Annotated in this window: 18 protein-coding genes; 10 read left to right on the top strand and 8 right to left on the bottom strand. The window is 68.4% G+C overall.

Going from position 1 to position 22,419, the window contains the following annotated elements; all coding sequences use genetic code 11:
• The first annotated feature begins 44 nt into the window (after window positions 1-44).
• The 3 genes from FHR19_RS05195 (at window position 45) to FHR19_RS05185 (ending at window position 2,833) form a co-directional block, all read left to right on the top strand.
• Window positions 45-1,208 carry a patatin-like phospholipase family protein gene (locus FHR19_RS05195; protein ID WP_184025172.1) on the top strand — a complete coding sequence of 388 codons (1,164 nt, stop codon included), beginning with the start codon at window positions 45-47 and terminating at the stop codon, window positions 1,206-1,208.
• A 12-nt stretch (window positions 1,209-1,220) separates the two neighbouring features.
• Window positions 1,221-2,003 carry a 3-hydroxybutyrate dehydrogenase gene (locus FHR19_RS05190; protein WP_184025169.1) on the top strand — a complete coding sequence of 261 codons (783 nt, stop codon included), beginning with the start codon at window positions 1,221-1,223 and terminating at the stop codon, window positions 2,001-2,003.
• Window positions 2,004-2,167: 164 nt separating this feature from the next.
• Window positions 2,168-2,833 carry a DUF4893 domain-containing protein gene (locus tag FHR19_RS05185; protein ID WP_343053168.1) on the top strand — a complete coding sequence of 222 codons (666 nt, stop codon included), beginning with the start codon at window positions 2,168-2,170 and terminating at the stop codon, window positions 2,831-2,833.
• Between the two features lie 4 nt (window positions 2,834-2,837).
• On the opposite strand, the gene FHR19_RS05180 is transcribed toward FHR19_RS05185, so the two are convergent.
• The gene (locus FHR19_RS05180; RefSeq protein ID WP_184025163.1) at window positions 2,838-4,097 is read right to left on the bottom strand and encodes an HD-GYP domain-containing protein; all 1,260 of its coding nucleotides are present in this window, start codon (window positions 4,095-4,097) and stop codon (window positions 2,838-2,840) included.
• Window positions 4,098-4,353: 256 nt separating this feature from the next.
• Between FHR19_RS05180 and acnA the strand changes: the two genes are divergently transcribed.
• Complete coding sequence (acnA, locus tag FHR19_RS05175) at window positions 4,354-7,023, top strand: aconitate hydratase AcnA (RefSeq protein WP_184025160.1); 2,670 nt, start codon at window positions 4,354-4,356, stop codon at window positions 7,021-7,023.
• Between the two features lie 64 nt (window positions 7,024-7,087).
• On the opposite strand, the gene FHR19_RS05170 is transcribed toward acnA, so the two are convergent.
• The 3 genes from FHR19_RS05170 to FHR19_RS05160 form a co-directional block, all read right to left on the bottom strand.
• A complete protein-coding gene (locus FHR19_RS05170; protein ID WP_184025157.1) occupies window positions 7,088-7,864 on the bottom strand; it encodes a sulfite exporter TauE/SafE family protein in 777 nt (258 codons plus the stop codon).
• 168 nt (window positions 7,865-8,032) lie between these two features.
• A complete protein-coding gene (locus FHR19_RS05165) occupies window positions 8,033-8,947 on the bottom strand; it encodes a DUF481 domain-containing protein (protein WP_184025154.1) in 915 nt (304 codons plus the stop codon).
• A gap of 59 nt (window positions 8,948-9,006) precedes the next feature.
• Window positions 9,007-9,507, bottom strand: coding sequence for an RNA pyrophosphohydrolase (locus FHR19_RS05160; protein WP_184025151.1), 501 nt, complete (start codon window positions 9,505-9,507; stop codon window positions 9,007-9,009).
• Window positions 9,508-9,558: 51 nt separating this feature from the next.
• Between FHR19_RS05160 and FHR19_RS05155 the strand changes: the two genes are divergently transcribed.
• Genes FHR19_RS05155 through FHR19_RS05145 form a run of 3 tightly spaced genes read left to right on the top strand, consistent with a single transcriptional unit; the run spans window position 9,559 to window position 13,180 of the window.
• Window positions 9,559-10,500, top strand: coding sequence for an arginase family protein (locus FHR19_RS05155; RefSeq protein ID WP_184025148.1), 942 nt, complete (start codon window positions 9,559-9,561; stop codon window positions 10,498-10,500).
• Window positions 10,501-10,539: 39 nt separating this feature from the next.
• On the top strand, window positions 10,540-11,910 hold the full coding sequence (locus FHR19_RS05150; protein ID WP_184025145.1) for a cryptochrome/photolyase family protein: 1,371 nt from the start codon (window positions 10,540-10,542) through the stop codon (window positions 11,908-11,910).
• Window positions 11,911-11,947: 37 nt separating this feature from the next.
• Window positions 11,948-13,180: an SAM-dependent methyltransferase gene (locus FHR19_RS05145; protein ID WP_184025142.1), complete on the top strand. Its 1,233-nt coding sequence runs from the start codon at window positions 11,948-11,950 to the stop codon at window positions 13,178-13,180.
• A 4-nt stretch (window positions 13,181-13,184) separates the two neighbouring features.
• Here FHR19_RS05145 and FHR19_RS05140 read toward each other — a convergent pair whose 3' ends face one another.
• Both FHR19_RS05140 and FHR19_RS05135 read right to left on the bottom strand, forming a co-directional pair.
• Window positions 13,185-15,278: a malate synthase G gene (locus FHR19_RS05140; RefSeq protein ID WP_184025938.1), complete on the bottom strand. Its 2,094-nt coding sequence runs from the start codon at window positions 15,276-15,278 to the stop codon at window positions 13,185-13,187.
• Between the two features lie 94 nt (window positions 15,279-15,372).
• On the bottom strand, window positions 15,373-15,849 hold the full coding sequence (locus FHR19_RS05135) for a MarR family winged helix-turn-helix transcriptional regulator (RefSeq protein ID WP_184025139.1): 477 nt from the start codon (window positions 15,847-15,849) through the stop codon (window positions 15,373-15,375).
• Window positions 15,850-15,991: 142 nt separating this feature from the next.
• On the opposite strand from FHR19_RS05135, the gene FHR19_RS05130 reads away from it, so the two are divergent.
• From FHR19_RS05130 to FHR19_RS05120, 3 genes are read left to right on the top strand one after another with little or no spacing between them, the layout of a single operon-like run.
• Window positions 15,992-16,570: a DUF1285 domain-containing protein gene (locus FHR19_RS05130; protein ID WP_184025137.1), complete on the top strand. Its 579-nt coding sequence runs from the start codon at window positions 15,992-15,994 to the stop codon at window positions 16,568-16,570.
• A complete protein-coding gene (locus tag FHR19_RS05125) occupies window positions 16,567-17,178 on the top strand; it encodes a CoA pyrophosphatase (RefSeq protein ID WP_343053167.1) in 612 nt (203 codons plus the stop codon). Before FHR19_RS05130 ends, FHR19_RS05125 begins: the two co-directional genes overlap by 4 nt.
• Window positions 17,166-18,365 carry a CCA tRNA nucleotidyltransferase gene (locus tag FHR19_RS05120; RefSeq protein WP_184025134.1) on the top strand — a complete coding sequence of 400 codons (1,200 nt, stop codon included), beginning with the start codon at window positions 17,166-17,168 and terminating at the stop codon, window positions 18,363-18,365. The genes FHR19_RS05125 and FHR19_RS05120 overlap by 13 nt, the downstream gene beginning before the upstream one ends.
• Here the strand turns inward: FHR19_RS05120 and FHR19_RS05115 are convergent.
• Both FHR19_RS05115 and parC read right to left on the bottom strand, forming a co-directional pair.
• Window positions 18,329-19,936: a putative bifunctional diguanylate cyclase/phosphodiesterase gene (locus FHR19_RS05115; RefSeq protein WP_246359354.1), complete on the bottom strand. Its 1,608-nt coding sequence runs from the start codon at window positions 19,934-19,936 to the stop codon at window positions 18,329-18,331. The genes FHR19_RS05120 and FHR19_RS05115 overlap by 37 nt on opposite strands.
• Before the next feature lie 188 nt (window positions 19,937-20,124).
• Window positions 20,125-22,389, bottom strand: coding sequence for a DNA topoisomerase IV subunit A (gene parC, locus FHR19_RS05110; RefSeq protein WP_184025131.1), 2,265 nt, complete (start codon window positions 22,387-22,389; stop codon window positions 20,125-20,127).
• Between the last annotated feature and the right edge of the window lie 30 nt (window positions 22,390-22,419).

Here is a 22,419-nt window from a genome sequence, read left to right as displayed (position 1 = left end):
CCCCGCCATTGCCGCGTCGCAGCATCGAACCCATAACCCCTGCCATGGCCGATGCCGAAGCGCCCCCGCCCGCGAAACGCCGCCGCACGGCCGCGATGCCGCTCCCTGATTGCGTGGCGCTGGTGCTTCAGGGCGGCGGCGCACTTGGCAGTTTCCAGGCGGGCGTGATCGAGGCGCTGGCGGCGAGCGAGGTCGAGATCGACTGGGTCGCGGGCATCTCGATCGGCGCGGTCAACGCCGCGATCGTCGCGGGCAATCCGCCGGAGCAGCGTGTCGAGCGCCTTCGCGCTTTCTGGGACACGGTGACGGGCGCGCTGCCGAGCTTCCCCATCTATGAGGACGAGCGCATCCGCGAGGCCGTCCACGAATGGTCGGCGCTGGCGGTGGCAAGCTTCGGCGTCCCCGGCTTCTTTCGCCCGCGCGCCTGGCCGCCGGCGCTGGCGGTGCCCGGCACCTGCGGCGCGCTCAGCTTCTATGACACCGCGCCGCTGGTCGAGACACTGAACAGGCTGGTCGATTGGGACCTGCTCAACGACGGGCCGGTACGCGTGTCGGTGGGCGCGGTCGAGATCCAGTCGGGCAATTTCCGCTACTTCGACAATCGCCTCGGCGATCGGCTCGACGCGCGGCACATCATGGCCTCGGGCGCGCTGCCGCCGGGGTTCGCGCCGGTGGAGATCGACGGCAAGCTGTATTGGGACGGCGGCCTCGTTTCGAACACCCCGCTGACCCACGTGCTCGACCATCAGGATCAGCCGATGCTGGTGTTCCAGTGCGACCTCTTCTCCTCCACCGCCGAGCCGCCGCGCACGCTGATGGACGTGATGGCCCGCGAAAAGGAGATCCGGTATTCGAGCCGCACCCGCTGGGTCTCGGCAGAGGCGGTGCGCCGCCGCGATGTGCGCGACGCGATCCGCCGCGTGCTGGACAAGCTGCCGGGCGGCATGGCGGACGATCCCGATGTCGAGGCGCTGGCCGCGCTCGCCACCGAACACCCGCTGTCACTCGTCCAGCTCATCCACCGCGCCAATGCGTGGGAGGGCGGCAGCCGCGACTACGAGTTTTCGCAGCGCACGATGCGCGAGCATTGGCAGGCGGGCCGCAACGCCGTTGCCGACACGATGGCGAACAGCCGCGTGCTCGCCGAAAACATCGTCGACGGCCGCACCGCCGCCTTCGACCTCACACCCCGTCATCCCCACGGCTAAGGAAGCGTCCCCATGTTCCTCAAGGGCAAGACCGCCATCGTCACCGGCTCCACCTCGGGCATCGGCCTGGCCTATGCCAAGGCACTGGCGGCCGAGGGGGCGAGCGTCGTCATCAACGGTTTCGGCGATGCGGACGCGATCGAGAAGGAGCGCGCCGCGCTCGAAGCCACGAGCGGGGCAAAGGCGCTCTACGATGCCGCCGACATGACCAAGCCCGATCAGATCGCGGCGATGGTCCAGCGCGCGCATGACGAACTGGGCGGCCCCGACATCGTCATCAACAATGCCGGCATCCAGCACGTGTCGAAGATCGAGGATTTCCCGATCGACAAATGGGATGCGGTCATCGCGATCAACCTCACCTCCGCCTTCCACGTCATCCGCGCCGCGGTGCCGTTCATGAAGGAGAAGAAGTGGGGCCGGATCATCTCCACCGCCTCCGCTCACTCGAAGGTCGCCAGCCCCAACAAGGCCGCCTACGTCGCGGCCAAGCACGGCATCGCCGGCCTGACCAAGACCGTGGCGCTGGAAACCGCGACTTATGGCATCACCGCCAACGCGATCTCGCCCGGCTATGTCTGGACCCCGCTGGTTGAGGCGCAGATCCCCGACACCATGTCGACGCGCGGCCTGACCCGCGAGCAGGTCATCAACGACGTGCTCTTGGAGGCGCAGCCGACCAAGGAGTTCGTCACCGCCGAACAGGTCGCCGCCTTCGCGCTGTTCCTCTGCCGCGACGAAGCCGCGCAGATCACCGGCGCCAACCTGTCGATCGACGGCGGCTGGACGGCGTAACGTTTGAGCGTACCCCGGCGAAGGCCGGGGTCCAGTTGGGCGAGCTCGCGCTTCTTTCGAGACGATCCGCCACTGGACACCGGCCTGCGCCGGGGTATGGCCAATGAAAGCGCCGTCGGAAATGCACGATTGACCCCGGCGCACCGGGCGTCATGATAGCGCCCGTGCGTACCCATTTTTTGAAAAGAGCCGCCGTCCTCGGCGTTCCCCTTGCGATCGCCGCGTGCGGCGGTGGCGGCGACCGGACCGAGGTTCGGAGCGCGACCGCGAAGCCCGCGCCGATCAGGAATGCGACCGCCACCGACTGGCGCGTCGTCGCCACTGACGCCGACCGCGACCGCATCCGCCGCTGGCGCGATGCCTGGATGGCGGCGCTCCCCGCCGCGCGCCGCGCCAACCCGGCTGAAGTTACGGCGCAGGGCGCGCTCTTCGACCCCGATCGCGCGCTCGCCGACCCCGCCCCGCCCTCCGGCCGCTATCGCTGCCGCGTGTTCAAGCTCGGCTCGGCGAGCGCCAGCGGCCTTGCCTATGTCGCCTATCCCTATTTCGATTGCCGCGTCGGCGACGAGGGTGAGCTCAAGAGCCTGTTCAAGGAAACCGGGTCGCAGCGCCCCGTCGGCTTGCTCTTTCCCGACAGCCCGACACGTCAGGTGTTCCTCGGCACGCTGGTTCTCGGCGACGAAAGCCGCGCGCTCGACTATGGTCAGGACGCCGATCGCGACATGGCGGGCGTGATCGAGCGTGTCGGCGAGAAACGCTGGCGCCTGACGCTCCCTTGGCCGCGGTTCGAATCGCAGGTCGACGTGGTCGAACTGGTGCCCGCCGCCTGAGCGATCAGGCCACGCGGCGCTCACCCGATAACAGGGCACTGCCGTCCCCGGCGATCAGTCGCTCGGACAGCGCAGGCCAGTCGATAAAGGCCCAGTCGAGCGGATATTCCTCGCTCATGATCTGATCGCCCGACAGGTTTTCCTCGGGTACCAGTTCCTCCAGCAGCAGCGGCGCCCGCGCCCGGCAGTCCCAGAACACCCGCACTCTCGGCCGGGAAGCACGCCGCCCGTTCGGCAACGTCACCGCCAGCCGGTTCGACCGCATCCGGACGAGCAGCCCCGGTGGAAACACGCCCACCGTCTTCATGAAGGCAAACAGGATCTCACGATCGAAATGCCCAATCCATTCGACCATGCGCGCGATCGCATCGGCGGGCGACCAGGCCTTTTTATAGACGCGGGCAGAGGTGAGCGCGTCATAGACGTCGCAGACCGCCGCGATCCGCGCCCAGCGGCTGATCGCCTCGCCCTTCAGCTGGAAGGGATAGCCCGATCCGTCGATCCGCTCATGGTGATGGCGACACACGTCGAGGATGATCTCGCTCATGCCCCCGTGCCGGCTGAGCAGCAGATAGCCCTGTTCGGGATGCGTGCGGATGAGCGCGAATTCCTCATCGGTCAGCGAGGCGGGCTTGGTCAGGATGTGGTCGGGCACGACCATCTTGCCGATGTCGTGGAGCAGGCCCGCCAGCCCCAACTCGAACACCTCCTGCTCGGTCAGCCCCAGCGTTCGGGCAAGCCCAGTCATCAGCGCGCTGACCGCCAGCGAGTGAACATAGGTATATTCGTCGCGCTTCTTCAGCCGCGTGATCGCGATCAGCGCATAGGGATTGCGAGAGATCGAAGCGATGACGTCGGCGGCGATCGGCACGAAGGCGTCGAGGCGCAGCATCTCGCCCGCATGGGCCGAGGCGAACAGGCCCGCAATATCGCGGCTGGCGCTTGCCACCAAGGTCTGCGCCCGTGCGCGCTCGTCCTCGAAACTTGCCGCCGCGTGCGTCGCCAGCAGGGCGCGCGGCAGCGTTAACGGCTCCCGTTCCACCACAGGCGGCGGCAGCGCATCGCCAAGAGAGAGACCGCGCCGCTCGTCGATCACCACGCCCGCCACGTCGCTCGCCAGGACCCGGTCGAGGTCGCTCTGTTCGGTCAGGAGAAAGCGCGTCAGCCAGAACGGATGATCGGTCCACGATCCCTCGAACCCGTGGACGAACATGCCGAGGCACAATTGATCGGGAGCGATCGTTCGAAGGGCGGTCGTGCGCATGGTCCATTTCGGACTAGCCGAAATCGATTAAGGGACGATTGAACCCATTCAGCGTGAACGGCACGATATCGTACCCTCGCTCACGGCCCCTCGAACTTATGCCCCGGCCCGAGGATCGATAGCGCCCCCCTTCCCCGCGGCCCGCCCCCTTGCTAAGGCCCGCTCGAATCTTCGCATTCGCAACATCGCCGGTTGCGCCCGCGCGGCCCCCTGGCCGCCTCCCCGCCGCGACCGGACACGACCGGGAAGGCATTGAATGACCGCCATCGGCAACGACACGCTCGGCACGCGCGACACCCTCACCGTCGGCGGCAAGTCCTACGAATATTACAGCCTGGCCAAGGCCGCGGCGAAGCTCGGTGACGTCAGCCGACTGCCCTTCTCGATGAAGGTGCTGCTCGAGAACATGCTGCGCTTCGAGGACGGCGTGACAGTGACGCCCGACGACGCGCAGGCGATCGTCGACTGGCAGAAGGAGCGCCGCTCGACCCGCGAGATCCAGTACCGCCCCGCGCGCGTGCTGATGCAGGACTTCACCGGCGTTCCCTGCGTCGTCGATCTGGCGGCGATGCGCGATGCGATCACCAAGCTTGGCGGCGACGCGGCCAAGATCAACCCGCAGGTTCCCGTCCACCTCGTCATCGATCACTCGGTCATGGTCGACGAGTTCGGCACGCCAAAGGCGTTCGAGAACAATGTCGAGATCGAGTATCAGCGCAACGGCGAGCGGTACGAGTTCCTGAAGTGGGGATCGAAGGCGCTCGACAATTTCTCGGTCGTGCCGCCGGGCACCGGCATCTGCCATCAGGTGAACCTCGAGTACGTCAGCCAGGCGATCTGGTCGTCGACCGCCCCTGACGGCGCGACCATCGCCTATCCCGATACGCTCGTCGGCACCGACAGCCACACGACGATGGTCAACGGCCTGGGCGTGCTCGGCTGGGGCGTCGGCGGGATCGAGGCGGAGGCGGCGATGCTCGGCCAGCCGGTCTCGATGCTGATCCCCGAGGTCGTCGGCTTCAAGCTGACGGGCAAGCTGGCCGAGGGCATCACCGCCACCGACCTCGTGCTCACGGTCACGCAGATGCTGCGCGCCAAGGGCGTCGTCGGCCGCTTCGTCGAGTTCTACGGCCCCGGCCTCGCCTCGATGAGCCTCGCGGATCGCGCGACGATCGCCAATATGGCGCCCGAATATGGCGCGACCTGCGGCTTCTTCCCCGTCGACGACCGCACGCTCGATTATATGCGCCTCACCGCGCGCTCGGAAGAGAATGTCGCGCTGGTCGAGGCCTATGCCAAGGCCAACGGCTTCTGGCGCCATGACGATGCCGAGGATCCCGTTTTCACCGACACGCTCGAGCTCGACATGTCGACCGTGGTGCCGAGCCTTGCCGGGCCGAAGCGTCCGCAGGACCGGGTGCCGCTGACGGATGTGGACGACGTGTTCAACGGCGACCTCGCCAGCGTCTACAAGAAGGACGCGCCCGCCCGCGTCGGCGTCGAGGGCAAGGACCACGACATCGGCGACGGCGATGTGGTGATCGCCGCGATCACTAGCTGCACCAACACCTCGAACCCCTCGGTGCTCGTCGCCGCCGGCCTCGTCGCTCGCAAGGCGCGCGCGCTCGGCATCAAGCCCAAGCCCTGGGTCAAGACCAGCCTCGCGCCGGGCAGCCAGGTCGTCACCGACTATCTCGACAAGGCAGGGCTGAGCGAAGACCTCGACGCGGTCGGCTTCAACCTCGTCGGCTATGGCTGCACCACCTGCATCGGCAATTCGGGGCCGCTGGCCGAGCCGATTTCGGCCGCAATCAATGGCAACGACATCGTCGCCGCCTCGGTCCTGTCGGGCAACCGCAACTTCGAGGGCCGCGTGTCGCCCGACGTGCGCGCCAACTTCCTCGCCTCGCCCCCGCTCGTCGTCGCCTATGCGCTGAAGGGCACGGTGACCGAGGATATCTACTCGACCCCGCTCGGCGAGGGAACGAACGGTCCCGTCTTCCTCAAGGACGTCTGGCCCTCGAACGACGAGGTTCGGGAGGTGATCGAGGCGAACATCGACGACGAGATGTTCCGCTCGCGTTACTCGAACGTCTATGCCGGCGACCGCCACTGGGCGGGCATCAGCGTCGAGGGGTCGGACACCTATGCCTGGCCGCCCGCTTCCACCTACATCGCCAACCCGCCCTATTTCGAGGGCATGGACATGACGCCTGCGCCGGTGGGCGACATCGTCGAGGCCAAGCCGCTCGCGATTCTCGGCGATTCGATCACCACCGACCACATCAGCCCCGCCGGCTCGATCAAGGCCGACAGCCCCGCGGGCAAGTGGCTGATGGAGCATCAGGTCTCGAAGGGCGACTTCAACAGCTACGGCGCGCGCCGCGGCCACCACGAAGTGATGATGCGCGGCACCTTCGCCAACATCCGCATCAAGAACGAGATGGTCCCCGGCATCGAGGGTGGCATGACCCGCTATGGCGCGGAAGTCATGCCGATCTATGACGCGGCGCAGCGGCACAAGGCGGACGGCACCCCGCTCGTCGTCATCGGCGGCAAGGAGTATGGCACCGGCTCGTCGCGCGACTGGGCGGCGAAGGGCACCAATCTGCTCGGCGTGCGCGCAGTCATCACCGAGAGCTTCGAGCGGATCCACCGCTCGAACCTCGTCGGCATGGGCGTGCTGCCGCTGGTCTTTGCCGAGGGCGTGACGCGCCAGACGCTGGGTCTGACCGGTGACGAGACGTTCACAATCCGCGGCGTCGCTTCGCTGAAGCCGCGGCAGGACGTCGAGGTCGAACTGACGCGTGCGGATGGGTCGAAGGAGACCTTCATGACCAAGTGCCGCATCGATACCGCCAACGAGCTGGAATATTTCCTCAACGGCGGCATCCTCCAGTACGTGCTGCGCAAGCTCGCCGCCTGAGGATTGCGGACGTGAAAAGGGGGCGGTCCGGTGAGAACCGGGCCGCCCCTTTTTCGTGCGCCGATCAGGCGAGCAGCTTGGCCCCGACGATTGCCAGCGTCCCCGCCAGCACGGTGCGCAGCACGCGGTCGGGCACACGATGCGCGGCAAGGCTGCCCAGCACGATGCCGGGCACCGACCCCAGCAGCAGCGACCCGAGCAGGCCGAGATCGACCGATCCCATCAGCCAGTGCCCCGTCCCCGCGATCAGCGTGAGCGGCACCGCATGCGCGATGTCCGACCCGACGAGGCGATTGGTCGGCAGTTCGGGATAGAGGATCAGCAGCACCGTCATCCCGAGCGCCCCCGCCCCGACCGAGGAAAGCGCGACCAGCACCCCGAGCAGCGCGCCGAGCACCACCGTCGCGATCGCCACCTGCCGCGCGGGCCGCGGCGGGCGCGAGCGAACGAACGCCGCAACGATCTGCGCGCGAAAGAAGATCGCGACCGCCGTCGCGATCAGCGCGAGGCCGAGCGTGACGGTAATCACATGCGCCGTCGCCCCGACCGTCACGTCCAGTCGGCTAAGCACCAGCAGCGTCAAGATCGTCGCAGGCACGCTGCCCGCCGCCATCCGCCGCACCACGCGCCAGTCGATCGTGCCGCCCGCCCCGTGGACGACCGTCCCCACCGACTTAGTGACCGATGCATACAGAAGATCGGTCCCGACCGCGGTCGCCGGATGGAAGCCGAAGGCAAGGACGAGCAGCGGCGTCATCAACGAGCCGCCCCCCACGCCAGTCAGGCCGACGAGGATACCGACCAACAGGCCGGCCACCGAATAGAGAAGATCGCCCTGCATCAACGCAGTCGTCCGGCTCCATGACCGGCATGCGTGCGCCCGTCGATGGTCATGCTCGGCGTCCCTCTATAGCGGTCTGGAACCCGGAACCTACATCGTCTGCGCGGATCGGCGCTGCGGCAATTCCTTGTCGGCGGCCAAGCCGCGCTCGCGGCGCGCGACCGTCGATCAGAAGGCGTAGACCAGCGATGCGCGGCTCGTTGTGTCGGTGCTCACCCGCCCCACCGGCGGCTGCGATTCATATTGCACCACATAGGAAAGCTGCATCTGCAGCGGCCCGAGCACTTTCGCGCTGAGCGCGGACACGCTCGAAATCGTGCTGTTCGCCGACTGGAGATAGGCCGAGGCGTCTTGACGGAACGACAGGCTGGGCGACAATTGCCAGTCGAAGTCGACCGACCCGCGCGCAGCGATGTTGTTTTCGAGCGTCTGGTCGATGAAGTCGGTGCGCCGGAACGCCGGCCCCAGTTCGACCTCCAGCGACATGCCCGTCCGCTTGATCGGCGTGTAGCCCGCGCCAACCGACGCCGAATAGCGGCTGGTATAGCCGAGGAAGCGATCCGCCTCGAACTGCGCCGCGCCATAGAAATAGAGGCGGTCGTCGACCTTGTAGTTGGGCTCGTACGCCGCGACGTAGCGCTCGCGCGAGACGACGCCGAAGCTTTCCTGATAGTCCGCCTGCGCCATCCATTTGTGGCGCCAGCGAAGCCCTTCGCGCGTCACTTCCAGCTTGGCGGAGACGCCGACATTGTCCGAATTGCCGCCCTGCTGGAACGCCGCGACCTCTGCCCGCCCCTTGATGAGCGAGAGGAAGTCCGCTTCGCGCAGCCGCTGCTGGGCGCTGGCATAGCGGTCGTTCTTCCACGCCTGCGCGATCCGCGCCATCGCCGGGGCGGCGGGGATCTTGGTCAGGTTGGCGTATTTGACGAGCGTGTCGACCTCGCCCTCGTTCCCGCTGGCGATCGCGGCGTCGAGCATCGCCTTGAGCTCGACCGGGATCGTCACCGGCTGCGCCTGCTGGATCGGGTCGTCGCCCGACACGATCGCCACGGCGACAAGGGGGAAGGATTGCAAGAGCGGCATCGTCGCCTCCTAACCGCCCAAAGGCGGCGACAGGATGACGCTAGGGCAAGCCCGCTCGATCAGCGAACCGATCCACCGTGCGTGCGGAGCGCTTCGCCGAAGATCGACAAGAGTTTTTTATAAAGGTCGCGCTTGAACGGCACGATCAGCTCCGGAAGCGCCTCCGGCTGGACCCAGCGCCAGGCGCGGAACTCGGGTTCGGCGGTCTGGATGTTCACATCAGCATCGGTGCCGGTGAAGCGGAACAGGAACCAGCGCTGCCGCTGCCCGCGCCACTTACCCTTCCAGATGCGGCCGATCAGCTCCTCGGGCAGGTCGTAGAAGAGCTCGTCCGGCGCCTCGGCCACCAGCTCGACCTTGTCGGGCGTGATCCCCACTTCCTCGCCCAATTCGCGGATCGCCGCGTCGAGCGGCGCTTCGCCCGGGTCGATCCCGCCCTGCGGCATCTGCCACGCCTCCACAACCGAATCGAGCCGCTGGCCGACGAACACCTCGCCCCGGTCGTTGAGCAGCATCACGCCGGCGCAGGGGCGATAGGGCAGGTCGGCGATGTCGGACATATCGGCTCCGGGGATTGGCGCGGGGGGCGTAGGGTGCCTAACTAGGGATGCGTGATCCCGATTGTCCACCACCCCGATTACGTCGCCCCCGCCCCCGTGCGCAGCGGATACCAGTGGAACAAGAACGGCCTCGTCCGCGACCTGCTCCGCGCGAGCGATGCCGCGCTCGACTGGCATGAACCCGAACCGATGCCGCGCCGCTGGCTGGAGGCGGCGCATGACGACGATTACGTCGCCGAAGTGATCGAGGCGCGCGTGCCGCCGCTCAAGGAACGGCGCATCGGCTTTCCGGTGACGCCCGCCGTCGCTGCCCGGTCGCAGGCCGTGCCGGGCGGCACGTACCTTGCCGCGCGGCTGGCGCTCGAACGCGGTTATGCGGCGAACACCGCGGGGGGCAGTCACCATGCGCTGGCGGACACGGGGGCGGGCTATTGCGTGTTCAACGACCTCGCCATCTCCGCCATCCGGCTGGTCGAGGAAGGGACGGTCGGGCGCGTGCTGATCGTCGATTGCGACGTGCATCAGGGCGACGGCACCGCCGCACTCACCGCCGGGCGACCGGGCATCGCCACCTATTCGATCCATGCGGAGAAGAACTTTCCGGTGCGGAAGGCGGTCTCGACGCTCGACGTGCCCCTGCCCGACGGCGTGACCGACGACGATTATCTGGCGACGCTTGAGGCGACGCTGACGCCGATGATCGACGGATTCGGTCCGGACCTGATCCTCTATCAGGCGGGCGTCGATCCGTTCGAGAGCGACCGGCTGGGTCGCCTGTCGCTCACCCTCGACGGCCTTGCCCGGCGCGAGCGGCTGATCGCCCGCCTCGCCCTGGCCCGCCGGCTGCCCGTCGCGAGCGCGCTCGGCGGCGGATACGGCAGCGACGGGATGGAGGTAGCGGCGCGCCACGTCGCCTCGATCCTGGCATTGGGCCAGGCGATGCTGGGCGATACCGCCCTTGGACCGGGTCGCGAGGCTGCGGGAACGGTTTAGGCCGACGGGCGTCGCCATCGCACGTCACGAAAGGCCCGCATGCCCGATCCCGTCATCCTCTGGTTCCGCCGCGACCTGCGCCTTGCCGACCAGCCGGCGCTTGCCGCGGCGTGTCAGGACGGGCCGGTCATCCCGGTCTACATTCTCGACGACGACGCGCCGAAGCATCACGCGATGGGCGGCGCGTCGCGCTGGTGGCTGCACCACAGCCTCGAAAGCCTCGCCGCCGATCTGAAGGACAAGGGATCGCGCCTGATCCTGCGCCGCGGTAAGTCGGCAGAGGTGCTGGCAAAGCTGGCGAAGGAAACCGGCGCCGCCCGCGTCCACTGCATCCGCCATTGGGAACCGTGGTGGCGCAATGCCGAGCGAGCGGTCGCGAAGGACCTCGAACTCTACTGCCACGACGGCAACTACCTCGCCCGCCCCGGCTCGGTCACGACGGGCGCGGGCAAGCCGTTCCGCATCTACACCCCCTTCTGGCGCGCGCTGAAGCAGCACATGCCGCCCGCCGATCCGCTCCAGCGACCGCGCGACATCCCCGCGCTGTCCAAATGGCCCGCCTCCGACCAGCTCGCCGACTGGGCGCTGCTGCCGTCCAAGCCCGACTGGGCGAAGGGATTCGCCGACTGGCAGCCGGGCGAGGACGGCGCGCACAAGCGACTCGACGCGTTTATTCGCCATGCGGGCAAGTATGATGAGGAACGCAACTTCCCATCGATCGAGGGCAGCTCGCGCCTCTCCCCGCATCTCCATTTCGGCGAGATTTCGGGTGCGCAGGCTTGGCACAAGACCGCGGACGCCGGCGGATCGGTCGAGACGTTCCTCTCCGAACTTGGCTGGCGGGACTATGCGCAGAACGTCATCCTGCAATTCCCCGCCTATGCGACCGAGAATGCGCGCGACAATTTCGACAAGCTGCCGTGGCGGACCGGCAAGGCCGCGAAGGACGATCTGAAAGCGTGGCAGCAGGGCCGCACCGGCTATCCGATCGTCGATGCCGGGATGCGCCAGCTCTGGCAGACGGGCTGGATGCACAACCGCGTGCGGATGATTACGGCGAGCTTTCTCATCAAGCATCTGCTGATCGACTGGCGCGAGGGCGAGCGGTGGTTCTGGGACTGCCTCGTCGATGCCGATTACGGGTCGAACGCGGTCAACTGGCAATGGACTGCCGGATCGGGAGTCGATTCGAACATGTTCGTGCGCATCATGGCCCCGCTCACCCAGTCGGAGAAGTTCGACGCCGCCGACTACATCCGCGAATGGGTGCCCGAGCTCAAGGACCTGAAGGACGCCGCGATCCACGATCCGGACGAGGCGGGATGCCGACCGAGGGCCTATCCGCCCAAGATCATCGGCCACCGCGAGGCCCGCGAGCGCGCGCTGGAGGCGGCGAAGAAAACGAAGTGATTGCCTAACCCGCCCCTGCTGGCCCAAGGGGCGGCGGATGAGCGGGATGCTTCGCAACAGGGGACGCCGGACGGGCGAGGTCAACCGGACGCTGCTCGGTGGCCTCGACCGATTGTTCGTGCCGCTGCTCGACCGCATCGACCGCGGGCTGGCGACCGGATCGCTCGACGTGACGCTGCCGGGCGGCGGGTTTCGCCGGATGGGAGGGCGGGCGCCGGGCGCGGCGGCGGTGGTCGACCTTCGCCACTGGCGCGCGCTCTATCGCCTTGCCACCGGCGGCTCGTCGGGCTGGTACGAAGCGTGGGTGGCTGGCGAATGGGCCAGCCCCGATCCGACCGCGCTGTTCGAGCTGTTCGTCGCCAATCGGCAGGGCCTCGGCGACACCGCCCGCGCGCGCCCTTGGTCGCGGCTCGCGCGCCGGATCGCGCATCTGGCGCGCCGCAACGACCGCAAGGGCGCGCGTCAGAACGTCGCCTATCACTACGACCTCGGCAACGACTTCTACGCCGCGTGGCTCGACGAGACGCTGACCTATTCGAGCGCGATCTTCGCCGACCCCGCCGAGCCGCTGGAGGCCGCGCAGCACCGCAAGCTCGCCGCGATCCTCAACCGGACGGCGACGAGGCCCGGCGACCGCATCCTCGAAATCGGCTGCGGCTGGGGATCGTTCGCGCGCACCGCCAGCGAGGGCGGGCGGCATGTCCACGGCCTGACGCTCTCGACCGAGCAGGCGGCGCACGTCCGCGCGCTCGGCCTTCCCAATGTCGAGGTGTCGCTGACCGACTATCGCGACGCGACCGGCACCTATGACGCGATCGCCAGCATCGAGATGGTCGAGGCGGTGGGTGAGGCCTATTGGCCCGACTATCTCGCCGCCGTCGCGCGCCTGTTGAAACCCGGCGGCCGCGCGGCGATCCAGTATATCGCGATCGACGATGCGATCTTCGCGGCATACGCACGCAACGTCGACTTCATCCAGAGCTATGTCTTCCCCGGCGGGATGCTGATCTCCGAAAGCCGCTTCCGCGCGATCGCCGAGCGCGCGGGCCTCGAATGGCGGGACGCCCACGCCTTCGGCCTCGATTATGCCGAAACGCTGCATCGCTGGCGCACCGCATTCGACCGCGCGGAGGCCGAGGGGCGGCTCCCCGCCGACCTCGACGCCGCGTTCCGCAATCTCTGGCGCTATTACCTCATGTATTGCGAGGGCGGCTTCCGCGGCGGCGGCATCACCGTGGCACAGGTGACATTGGTGAAGCCCGCCGCCTGACGCCTCAGTGCTGCCCCGCCTTTATCTGCCGCCGAAACCGATGCAGCAGCGGCTCGGTATAGCCGTTGGGCTGATGCCCACCCTCGAACACCAGCGCGCGCGCCGCCTGAAAGGCGAGGCTGTCCTCCCAGTGCCCCGCCATCGGGCGATAGGCCGGATCGCTCGCATTCTGCGCATCGACCTTCGCCGCCATGCGCCGGAGCGCCGCCTCGATCTCCTCCTCGCTCGCGATACCGTGACGCAGCCAGTTGGCGAGGATCTGCGACGAGATGCGCAGCGTCGCGCGGTCCTCCATCAGTCCCACATCGTTGATGTCGGGCACCTTCGAACAGCCGACGCCCTGATCGACCCAGCGCACGACATAGCCGAGGATGCCTTGGGCATTGTTGTCGAGCTCCCGCGCGATCTCCTCGCGCGACCAGTTGCGGCCCGTCGCCAGCGGCACGTCGAGCAACTTGCCCAGCCCCGGCACCGGCTCCTCCGCCCGCGCCGCCTGCCGCGCGGCCACGTCGACCTCGTGATAGTGCATCGCGTGCAGCGTCGCGGCGGTCGGGCTCGGCACCCAGGCGGTCGACGCGCCCGATTGCGGGTGCGCGACCTTCTCGCGCAGCATGTCGGCCATCCGGTCGGGCGCCGCCCACATGCCCTTGCCGATCTGCGCCCGTCCGCCAAGGCCGTGGCGAAGGCCGATCAGAACATTACGATCCTCATAGGCCTTGATCCACGCGCTCCCCTTCATCTCGCCCTTGGGGATCACTGCGCCGCCCGCCATCGCGGTATGGATCTCGTCGCCGGTGCGGTCGAGGAAGCCGGTGTTGATGAAGACGATCCGGTCCTTCACCGCATGGATGCAGGCGGCGAGATTGGCGGAGGTTCGCCGCTCCTCGTCCATCACGCCCACCTTGATCGTGTGGCGGCCCAGGCCGAGCAGATCCTCGACCGCGTCGAACAGGCGGTTGGTGAACGCCGCCTCGTCCGGCCCGTGCATCTTGGGCTTCACGATGTAGATCGAGCCCGCGCGGCTGTTGCGAAAGCGGCCGAGCCCGCGCAGGTCGTAGAGGCCGATTAGGCTGGTGACGATCGCATCGAGAATACCCTCGGGCGCCTCGGTCCCGTCGGCCAGATGCACCGCTGGCGTCGTCATCAGGTGGCCGACATTGCGCACGAAGAGCAGGCTGCGACCCGGCAGCGTCAGCGGCTGGTCGCCGACCCGGTATTCGCGGTCGGGATTGAGCGCCCGGGTGACGGTCCGCCCGCCCTTGTCGAACGTCTCCTCCAGGTCACCCTTCATCAGGCCCAGCCAGTTGGCATAGGCGGCGACCTTGTCCTCCGCATCCACCGCCGCGACCGAATCCTCGAGGTCGACGATCGTCGTCAGCGCCGATTCGAGGATCACGTCGGCGATCCCCGCCGGATCGTCGCGGCCGACCGGGTGGCTGCGGTCGATCACCACCTCGATATGCAGGCCGTGGTGGCGCAGCAGCAGGTTCGCGCCGTTCTGCCCCACGAACTGCGCAGGATCGGCGAGGATCAGCGCGCCTTCTGTGTGTTCGGCCCAGCTTTTGCCCACCAGCGGCACCGCCCGGTCGAGGAACGCCTTGGCCGCCGCGACGACCTGTGCCCCGCGTTCGGCGTCATACCCGCCGGGCTGCGCCTCGCCGGGCAGTGCGTCGGTGCCGTAAAGCGCGTCGTACAAGCTCCCCCACCGCGCATTGGCGGCGTTTAGCAGGAAGCGGGCGTTGAGGACCGGCACGACGAGCTGCGGCCCGGCAAGCGTCGCCACCTCTGCGTCCACATTCTCGGTGCCGATCGTGAAGTCGCCGGGTTCGGGGACGATATAGCCGATCTCGCGCAAGAACGCCTGATAGTCTGCCGGGTCGATCGGCTGGCCCGCATGGTCGCCATGCCAGCCATCGAGCCGCGCCTGCATCTCGTCGCGCGTGTCGAGCAGCGAGCGATTCTCGGGCACAAATTGCTCGAAGATCGCCGCCGCCCCGGCCCAGAACGCCTCGGGCGCGATTTCCAGCCCCGGCAGCACCCGGTCCTCGATGAAACGGGCGAGCGGTTCGGCCACCGACAGGGCGGCACGCGAAGTCATGACGGTCACAGGGGTCGGCTCCTCGGCAATGAATCATCGACGCCTGGGGAGGCCCGACGACTTGGAGCACGCCCGGCGCGCGCGATCAAGCCGGTCAGACGGACAGGCCGGCGCCCTCCGCCATCGCCGCCGGTGCGATCGCCGACACCGCCTGCTCGACGCGGATCAGCATGTCGCGAAGCTGTACGCGCTCGGCATCGCTGAACCCGGCGAACAGCGCCCGCTCCATCTCCAGCGCCTTGGGCGCGACCGCGGCATAGAGCTCGCGCCCCGAATCGGTGAGGTTAAGGACGCGGCTGCGCTGGTCGCCCGGATTGGGGACGCGTGCGACGAGCCCCCGCTCGGCCAGCGCGATCGCCGCGCGGCTGACCGTTACCTTGTCCATCTGCGTCCGGACGCCAAGCGCCTGCTGCGTCATGCCCTTCCCCTCGGCCAGCACACAGACGAGCCGCCATTCGGGCACGCGCAGCCCGAACATCGACTGATAGATGGTGGCGATCGCGCTCGACACCGTGTTGGACGCGAGCGAGAGGCGGTAGGGCAGGAAAGCGTCGAGATCGAGAACGGTCACTTGGCGTCATCCCCCGGAAATCACGCGAGTCGGACGACGTGCATAGCGCGGGCCGGGTGTATTTGTCGAAGCATACACCGATCCCGTTTCGGCGCGATCCGGCTTGCCAATCGCGCGCGCGCGACCCATTGCCGTCCGAACCATGCCCATGTCGCCGCCCCCCGATCTCGCCAGCCTCTCCCTTGCCGACATCGCGCGGCTGGCGGAGGCGGACAAGCTGCCGCCCGTCGACAAGTGGAACCCCGCGCATTGCGGCGACAGCGAGATGCGCATCGCCCGCGACGGCAGCTGGACGCATCAGGGCAGTCCCATCTCGCGCCAGGAGATGGTGCGCCTGTTTTCGACGATTCTGCGCCGCGAGCCGGAGGGGAACTACGTCCTCGTCACCCCGGTCGAGAAGCTCGACATCGAGGTCGAGGACGCGCCCTTCGTCGCGGTCGAGATGAAGGCCGAAGGGTCGGGCGAGGCGATGCGGATCGCGTTTCGGCTGAACACCGGCGACCTCGTGACCGCCGGCCCCAACCATCCGCTGCGCTTCACCGACGGGCCGGAGGGACCGCGCCCCTATCTCCTCGTCCGCGGGGGGCTGGAGGCGCTGGTCGCGCGGACGGTCTATTACGAGCTGGTCGAGATCGCGCTGGCGAACGGTACGCCGCCCGGCGTCTGGAGCGACGGCAGCTTCTTTCCCGTGAACGCCGGCGACGGCGCGGTCGCGGCGTGACGCTGGCCGAGCGGCTGGCCGCGGCGATGGCCCGCGCGCCGGCCGATGGCGAGCCGCCGATCCCCGGCGATGCCGCGCTGGGTGCCGCAGACCTCGACCCCGGCGGCGATCCGATGCCCGCCGCGGTGCTGATTGCGGTCACCGATCGGCCAGAGCCCGGCGTGCTGCTGACTCGCCGCACCGACAGCCTGTCGCGCCATGCGGGCCAGGTCGCCTTTCCCGGTGGCCGGATCGACGCGGACGACGCCGACGCGGTCGCCGCGGCGCTGCGCGAGGCGGAGGAGGAAGTCGCCCTGCCCCGCCACACCGCGCAGGTCGTTGGCGTCGCCGATCCCTATCGCACGATCACGGGGTTTCAGGTGACGCCCGTCCTTGCCGTGGTCCCCCCCGACCTGCCGCTCCGCCCACAACCGGGCGAGGTCGCGGCGATCTTCGAGCCGCCGCTTGCCTTCCTGCTGGATCCCGCCAGCCGCGAATGGCGCGACATGGACTGGCGCGGGCGGACGCGGCGGGTGATGGAGATCAACTGGCAGGGCCACCGCATCTGGGGCGCGACCGCCGCGATGCTCGTCAACCTCTCGCGCCGGCTGGACCGATGGCAGCACTGAACCCCGCCGACACGCCCTGGGCCGCGCGCGCGGGCTTCGCCGCGCTGATCGAGGCGCTTGGGCCCGAGGACACGCGCGTCGTCGGCGGCGCGGTGCGCGACACATTGCTCGGTCTGCCCGTCGCCGACCTCGACCTCGCCACCCGGCACCGGCCCGAGGAGGTCGTGCGCCGGCTCGAGAACGCGGGCATTCGCGCGGTGCCCACCGGCATCGCGCACGGCACCGTTACCGCTGTGCTGTCCGGCGGCCCGGTCGAGGTGACGACGCTCCGCCGCGACGTATCGACCGACGGCCGCCACGCGACGGTCGCGTTCAGCGACGACTGGCGCGAGGATGCCGCGCGCCGCGACTTCACGATGAACGCGCTCTACGCCGATCCCGTCACCGGCGGGCTGTTCGACTATTTCGGCGGCCTCGACGACCTGGAGGCGCGCCGCGTGCGCTTCATCGGTGATCCGCTCCAGCGCATTGCCGAGGATCATCTGCGCATCCTGCGCTTCTTCCGCTTCCTCGCGCGGTTCGGCGATTCGCCGGATGCCGAGGGGCTGGCCGCGTGTACCGCCCGTGCGCGCGACCTGATGGCGCTGTCGCGTGAGCGGATCGCCGACGAGCTGCTGAAACTGCTGGTCGCGCGCGATGCGGTTCCCGTGACGGCCCTGATGGTAGAACGCGGCCTGTTCGCGCCCGTCCTGCCCGAAGTGACGGCGGACGGTGCCGCCCGCCTCGCCGACCTCGCGACGGCCGAAGCGGCGGCGGGTGTGCCGCCTCACGCGATCCGCCGTCTTGCCGCGCTCATCCCCGCTGATTCGGCGGTCGCAGCCGATATCGGCGCGCGGCTGCGCTTGTCGAACGCCCAGCGCAAGCGGCTGGAGAGCGCGGCGCTACCGGCCGAGGGCGATGCCCGTGCGCTTGCCTATCGCATCGGCCACGATCAGGCGGTCGACCGCCTGCTGTTGGCCGGCCGGTCGATTGATCCGATCCGGGACTGGACGCCGCCGCGCTTCCCGCTGTCGGGCGGCGTGCTGGTGGCGCAGGGGGTTCGCAAAGGGCCGCTGGTGGCCGCGACTCTCAAGGCGATCGAGGATCGCTGGATCGCCGAGGACTTTCCCGGCGAGGCACGACTGACCGCCCTCACCGCCGAGGCGGTGGATCAGGCGTTGAGCAGCGACAACAGCCGCAGCGCCTGATCGGCGGGAAGCGGCTTCGAATAGAGGAACCCCTGCCCGTACCCACAGCCGAGCGCGGCCAGCGTCTGGGCCAGTTCGGGTGTCTCGATCCCCTCCGCCGTCGTCTGCATGCCGAGCGCCTGGGCGAGGCCCAGGATTGCGCGCACGATCGCCACCTTGTCGCGGTCGGCGAGCATACCCGAGACGAAGCTGCGATCGATTTTGAGCACGTCGATCGGCAGCCGCTGAAGATAGGCGAGGTTCGAATAGCCCGTGCCGAAATCGTCCATCGCCAGCGTCGTGCCGAGGTCCTTCAGTGCCCGGATCGCCACCGACACGCCGTCGGGATCGGCGACGATCGCGCTTTCGGTCAGCTCGAGCGTCAGTCGCCGCCCGTCGAGCCCGTGATCGGCCAGCGCCTGTTCGACCACCGCGGCGACGTTGTCGCGCTGCAACTGGATCGCCGACAGGTTGACCGCGACGTTGACGCCGCAATTGCCGCCGCGCGCCGCGTCCCATCCGGCGAGCGTCCGTGCCGCCTGATTGATCGCCCAGCGGCCAAGCGGCACGATCAGTCCTGCTTCCTCTGCCACCGGGATGAAATCGACGGGCGAGATCGCCTGCCCCCGCTCGTTCGTCCACCGCGACAGCGCCTCGAACGAGGTAACGCGGCCGGTCGCGAGATCGCAGATCGGCTGCATGTATAGTTCGAGCGCGCCGGCATCGATCGCCCGGCGCAATTCGGTCTCGATCCCGAACTGACGGCGCGCAGCGTCGAAAGCGCGGGTCTGGTAGATTTCGGTGCGGCCCGACTTTTTCGACCGCTTCACCGCGAACTGTGCGTGGCGGACGATTTCCTCGGCATCGTTCTTGTCGTCGTCGGCCAGCGCGATGCCGATCGAGCAATCGACGCGAATCTCGAAATCCGACAGGCGGAACGGCGTCGCGAGCGAATCCTCGATCCGCCGCGCGAGCTGAAGGACCTCGCCCGGCCCCTCGTCGATCGTCATGAGGATCGCGAACTCGTCGCCGCCGGTGCGCGCGATCAGGTCGCGCGCGCGCAGCGCGCCCTTCAAGCGGCGCGCGACCGAAATCAGCAGCTCGTCGCCCGCCAGGCCGCCCATGCAGGCATTGACCCGGCTGAACCGGTCGAGATTGACCGCCAGCACGGCATAGCTTTCGCGCCCGCGCTCGGCGATCGCGGCCTCCAGATGATCGGTGAACCCCGCACGATTCGGCAACCCGGTCAGGCTGTCGGTCATCATCTCGCGGCGAAGGCTGTCCTCGGTACGGTACTGGCCGGTGCGGTCGAGCAGCGTCAGCAGGCAGCGATGCTCGATCCCCTGCACCGGCGGGCGCGACAGGCGGACGCTGAAATAGCGGCAATCGACATGATCGCCGAACTGCCAGTCGAATTCCTCTGCGCGGGTCTCCCCGGCCAGGAACCCGAGAACGCGCGCGCCAAGGAGCCGCACCAGCGGCGACTGGTCGGCGACGACGCCGAGGCCCGCACCGCGGAAACTGCTGTTCACCGCCTCGAACGCCAACCCCCCGTCGCCCAGCGTCAGGATCGCCGCCGGGATCGGCAGCATCTCGAGCAGCAGCGCACTCGCCTGCGGCCCGTGCGAATGCGGGTCCACCTCGCCCAGCCAGCGACCGAGCGATTCGGGGAAGGTCAAGGCTTCGACCGGATACATCGACGACCGGACTAGGCCCGAGTCGTTAAGACGCGTTGAACTCCGATGATGCCTTGGGGTGAGGCACGACTAAAAAACGTGCGTCAGTCGAACCGGTTGTTGCGCGGAAATCCCTGTGGCGGGGTGCGCCCCGCGGCACCGCGCGCGGCGCGCCACGGCTGCATGTCGGCCTCGGTCCGGGTCCGCCCCGCCTCGCCGCCCATCGCCCAGGACAGGCCGTCGGCAAAATGGAAGGTCCGCACGTCGGCCAGCCCGCCTTCGCGGAACCGCTGGAGCTGGACGCCCTGTCCGCGCGACATCTCGGCCACCTCGCTCAAGGGGAAGACGCACAGCTTGCGATTGTCGCCCGAGGCGGCAACGTAATCGTCCCCCGGCGACACGCGGCGCACGACCTTGAGCTTTGCACCCGTGCGCGGGCTGACGATCTGCTTGCCCTTGCGCGTCTCGGCGAAGACGTCGCTCTCGCGCACCACGAAACCGCGGCCGTCGCTGGCGGCGACCAGCAGTTTCGCATCCGCCCCGCCCGCCTTGGCCACCGACACGATCGCGCCGCCGCCATCGAGGTCGATCATCAGACTGAGCGGCTCGCCGAAGCCGCGCCCGCCGGGCAGCTTGTCGGCGCCCAGCGTGAAGAACCGCCCGCTCTCGGTCGCTACGATCAGCTTGTCAGTCGTCTGCGCGTGAAAGGCGAAGCGCGCGCCGTCGCCCTCGCGGAACTTCATCGCCTCGGTCGAGGCGAGGTCCACATGCCCCTTCATCGCACGGATCCAGCCGCGCTGCGAGACGATCACCGTCACCGGCTCGCGCTCGATCATCGCTTCCAGCGGGATTTCGCGCGCGGGGGCGGCTTCCTCGATCGTCGTGCGGCGCGCGCCGAGCGCGGTTTCGCGCCCGTAGCGCTCGCCGATCTTCTTGAGGTCGCGCTTCAGCCGGGTGCGCTGCTTCCCCTCGCTGGCGAGCAGCGCGGTCAGGTCCGCCTGCTCCTTGTCGAGCGCATCGCGCTCGCGCCGCAGCTCCATTTCCTCCAGCCGGCGCAGCGAGCGCAGGCGCATGTTTAGGATCGCCTCGGCCTGTCGGTCGGTCAGCTCGAACTCGGCCATCATCACGGCCTTGGGCTCGTCCTCGGTGCGGATGATCTCGATCACCCGGTCGAGATTGAGGAACGCGATGATGTAGCCGTCGAGCAGCTCGATTCGGTCGGCGATCTTGTCCAGCCGGTGCTGCGACCGGCGGCGGAGCACGACGAACTGATGGTCGACCCAGGCCGACAGCGCCTCGCGCAGGCTCATCACGCGCGGCGTGCGCTGATGGTCGAGCACGTTGAGGTTCAGCGGCACGCGCGTTTCGAGGTCGGTCAGCCGGAACAGCCCGTCCATCAGCGTGGAGGGATCGACAGTGCGCGATCGCGGTTCGAGGACGATGCGGATCTCGGCATCCGATTCGTCGCGCACATCGGCGAGGATCGGGAACTTCTTGTCGTTGATGAGCGCGGCGATCGCCTCGATCAGCTTGCCCTTCTGCACGCCGTACGGGATCTCCGTGACGACGACCTGCCAGCCGCCGCCCTTCTCCCGCTCGATCGTGTAGCGCGCGCGGACGCGAAACCCGCCGCGGCCGGTGGTGTAGCTCTCCGCGATCGCGCCGGGGCTGTCGACGACGATGCCGCCGGTGGGAAAATCGGGGCCGGTCACGTGTTGCAGGACCGCGGCGTCGTCCGCCTCGGGCCGGTCGATCAGCATGATCGCCGCATCAATCAGCTCGGCGGCGTTGTGCGGCGGGATGCTCGTCGCCATGCCGACCGCGATGCCGCTGGCACCGTTGGCGAGCAGGTTGGGGAACAGCCCCGGAAACAGCTCGGGCTCCTGCTCCTCGCCATTATAGGTCGGGCGATAGTCGACCGCGTCCTCGTCGAGGCCAGACATCAGGTCGATCGCGACCTGTGTCAGCCGCGCCTCGGTATAGCGGTATGCGGCGGCGTTATCGCCGTCGATGTTGCCGAAATTACCCTGCCCGTCGACCAGCGGATAGCGAAGCGCGAACGTCTGGGCGAGGCGAACCATCGCGTCATAGACCGACTGATCGCCATGCGGATGGTATTTGCCGATCACGTCGCCGACGACGCGCGCGCACTTCTTGTACCCGCTGGCCGGGTCGAGCTTGAGCAGCCGCATCGCCCAGAGGAGGCGGCGATGCACCGGCTTCAGGCCATCGCGCACGTCGGGCAGCGACCGCGCGGTGATCGTCGACATCGCATAGACGAGGTATCGCTCGGAAAGCGCACTGTCGAAGGGCGCATCGAGGATGCCGATGGGCGGATTATCAAGCGGATCGTCGATGTCGGTGGCCATTGCGGCTCTGGCTAGCAGAGCGCCGCGTCG

The organism is Sphingomonas yantingensis, from assembly GCF_014199325.1.
Classification (GTDB): domain Bacteria; phylum Pseudomonadota; class Alphaproteobacteria; order Sphingomonadales; family Sphingomonadaceae; genus Sphingomonas; species Sphingomonas yantingensis.
This window is presented reverse-complemented; position numbering and strand designations above follow the sequence as displayed.

What these genes read in the sequence shown, in the direction of transcription:
- FHR19_RS05195 (WP_184025172.1), top strand. Translation starts at nt 45, where the DNA reads ATGGCCGATGCCGAAGCGCCCCCGCCCGCGAAACGCCGCCGCACGGCC.
- FHR19_RS05190 (WP_184025169.1), top strand. Translation starts at nt 1,221, where the DNA reads ATGTTCCTCAAGGGCAAGACCGCCATCGTCACCGGCTCCACCTCGGGC.
- FHR19_RS05180 (WP_184025163.1), bottom strand. Translation starts at nt 4,097, where the DNA reads ATGCGCACGACCGCCCTTCGAACGATCGCTCCCGATCAATTGTGCCTC.
- acnA (WP_184025160.1), top strand. Translation starts at nt 4,354, where the DNA reads ATGACCGCCATCGGCAACGACACGCTCGGCACGCGCGACACCCTCACC.
- FHR19_RS05170 (WP_184025157.1), bottom strand. Translation starts at nt 7,864, where the DNA reads ATGCAGGGCGATCTTCTCTATTCGGTGGCCGGCCTGTTGGTCGGTATC.
- FHR19_RS05165 (WP_184025154.1), bottom strand. Translation starts at nt 8,947, where the DNA reads ATGCCGCTCTTGCAATCCTTCCCCCTTGTCGCCGTGGCGATCGTGTCG.
- FHR19_RS05160 (WP_184025151.1), bottom strand. Translation starts at nt 9,507, where the DNA reads ATGTCCGACATCGCCGACCTGCCCTATCGCCCCTGCGCCGGCGTGATG.
- FHR19_RS05150 (WP_184025145.1), top strand. Translation starts at nt 10,540, where the DNA reads ATGCCCGATCCCGTCATCCTCTGGTTCCGCCGCGACCTGCGCCTTGCC.
- FHR19_RS05145 (WP_184025142.1), top strand. Translation starts at nt 11,948, where the DNA reads ATGAGCGGGATGCTTCGCAACAGGGGACGCCGGACGGGCGAGGTCAAC.
- FHR19_RS05140 (WP_184025938.1), bottom strand. Translation starts at nt 15,278, where the DNA reads ATGACTTCGCGTGCCGCCCTGTCGGTGGCCGAACCGCTCGCCCGTTTC.
- FHR19_RS05130 (WP_184025137.1), top strand. Translation starts at nt 15,992, where the DNA reads ATGCCCATGTCGCCGCCCCCCGATCTCGCCAGCCTCTCCCTTGCCGAC.
- FHR19_RS05120 (WP_184025134.1), top strand. Translation starts at nt 17,166, where the DNA reads ATGGCAGCACTGAACCCCGCCGACACGCCCTGGGCCGCGCGCGCGGGC.
- FHR19_RS05115 (WP_246359354.1), bottom strand. Translation starts at nt 19,936, where the DNA reads ATGCTGCCGATCCCGGCGGCGATCCTGACGCTGGGCGACGGGGGGTTG.
- parC (WP_184025131.1), bottom strand. Translation starts at nt 22,389, where the DNA reads ATGGCCACCGACATCGACGATCCGCTTGATAATCCGCCCATCGGCATC.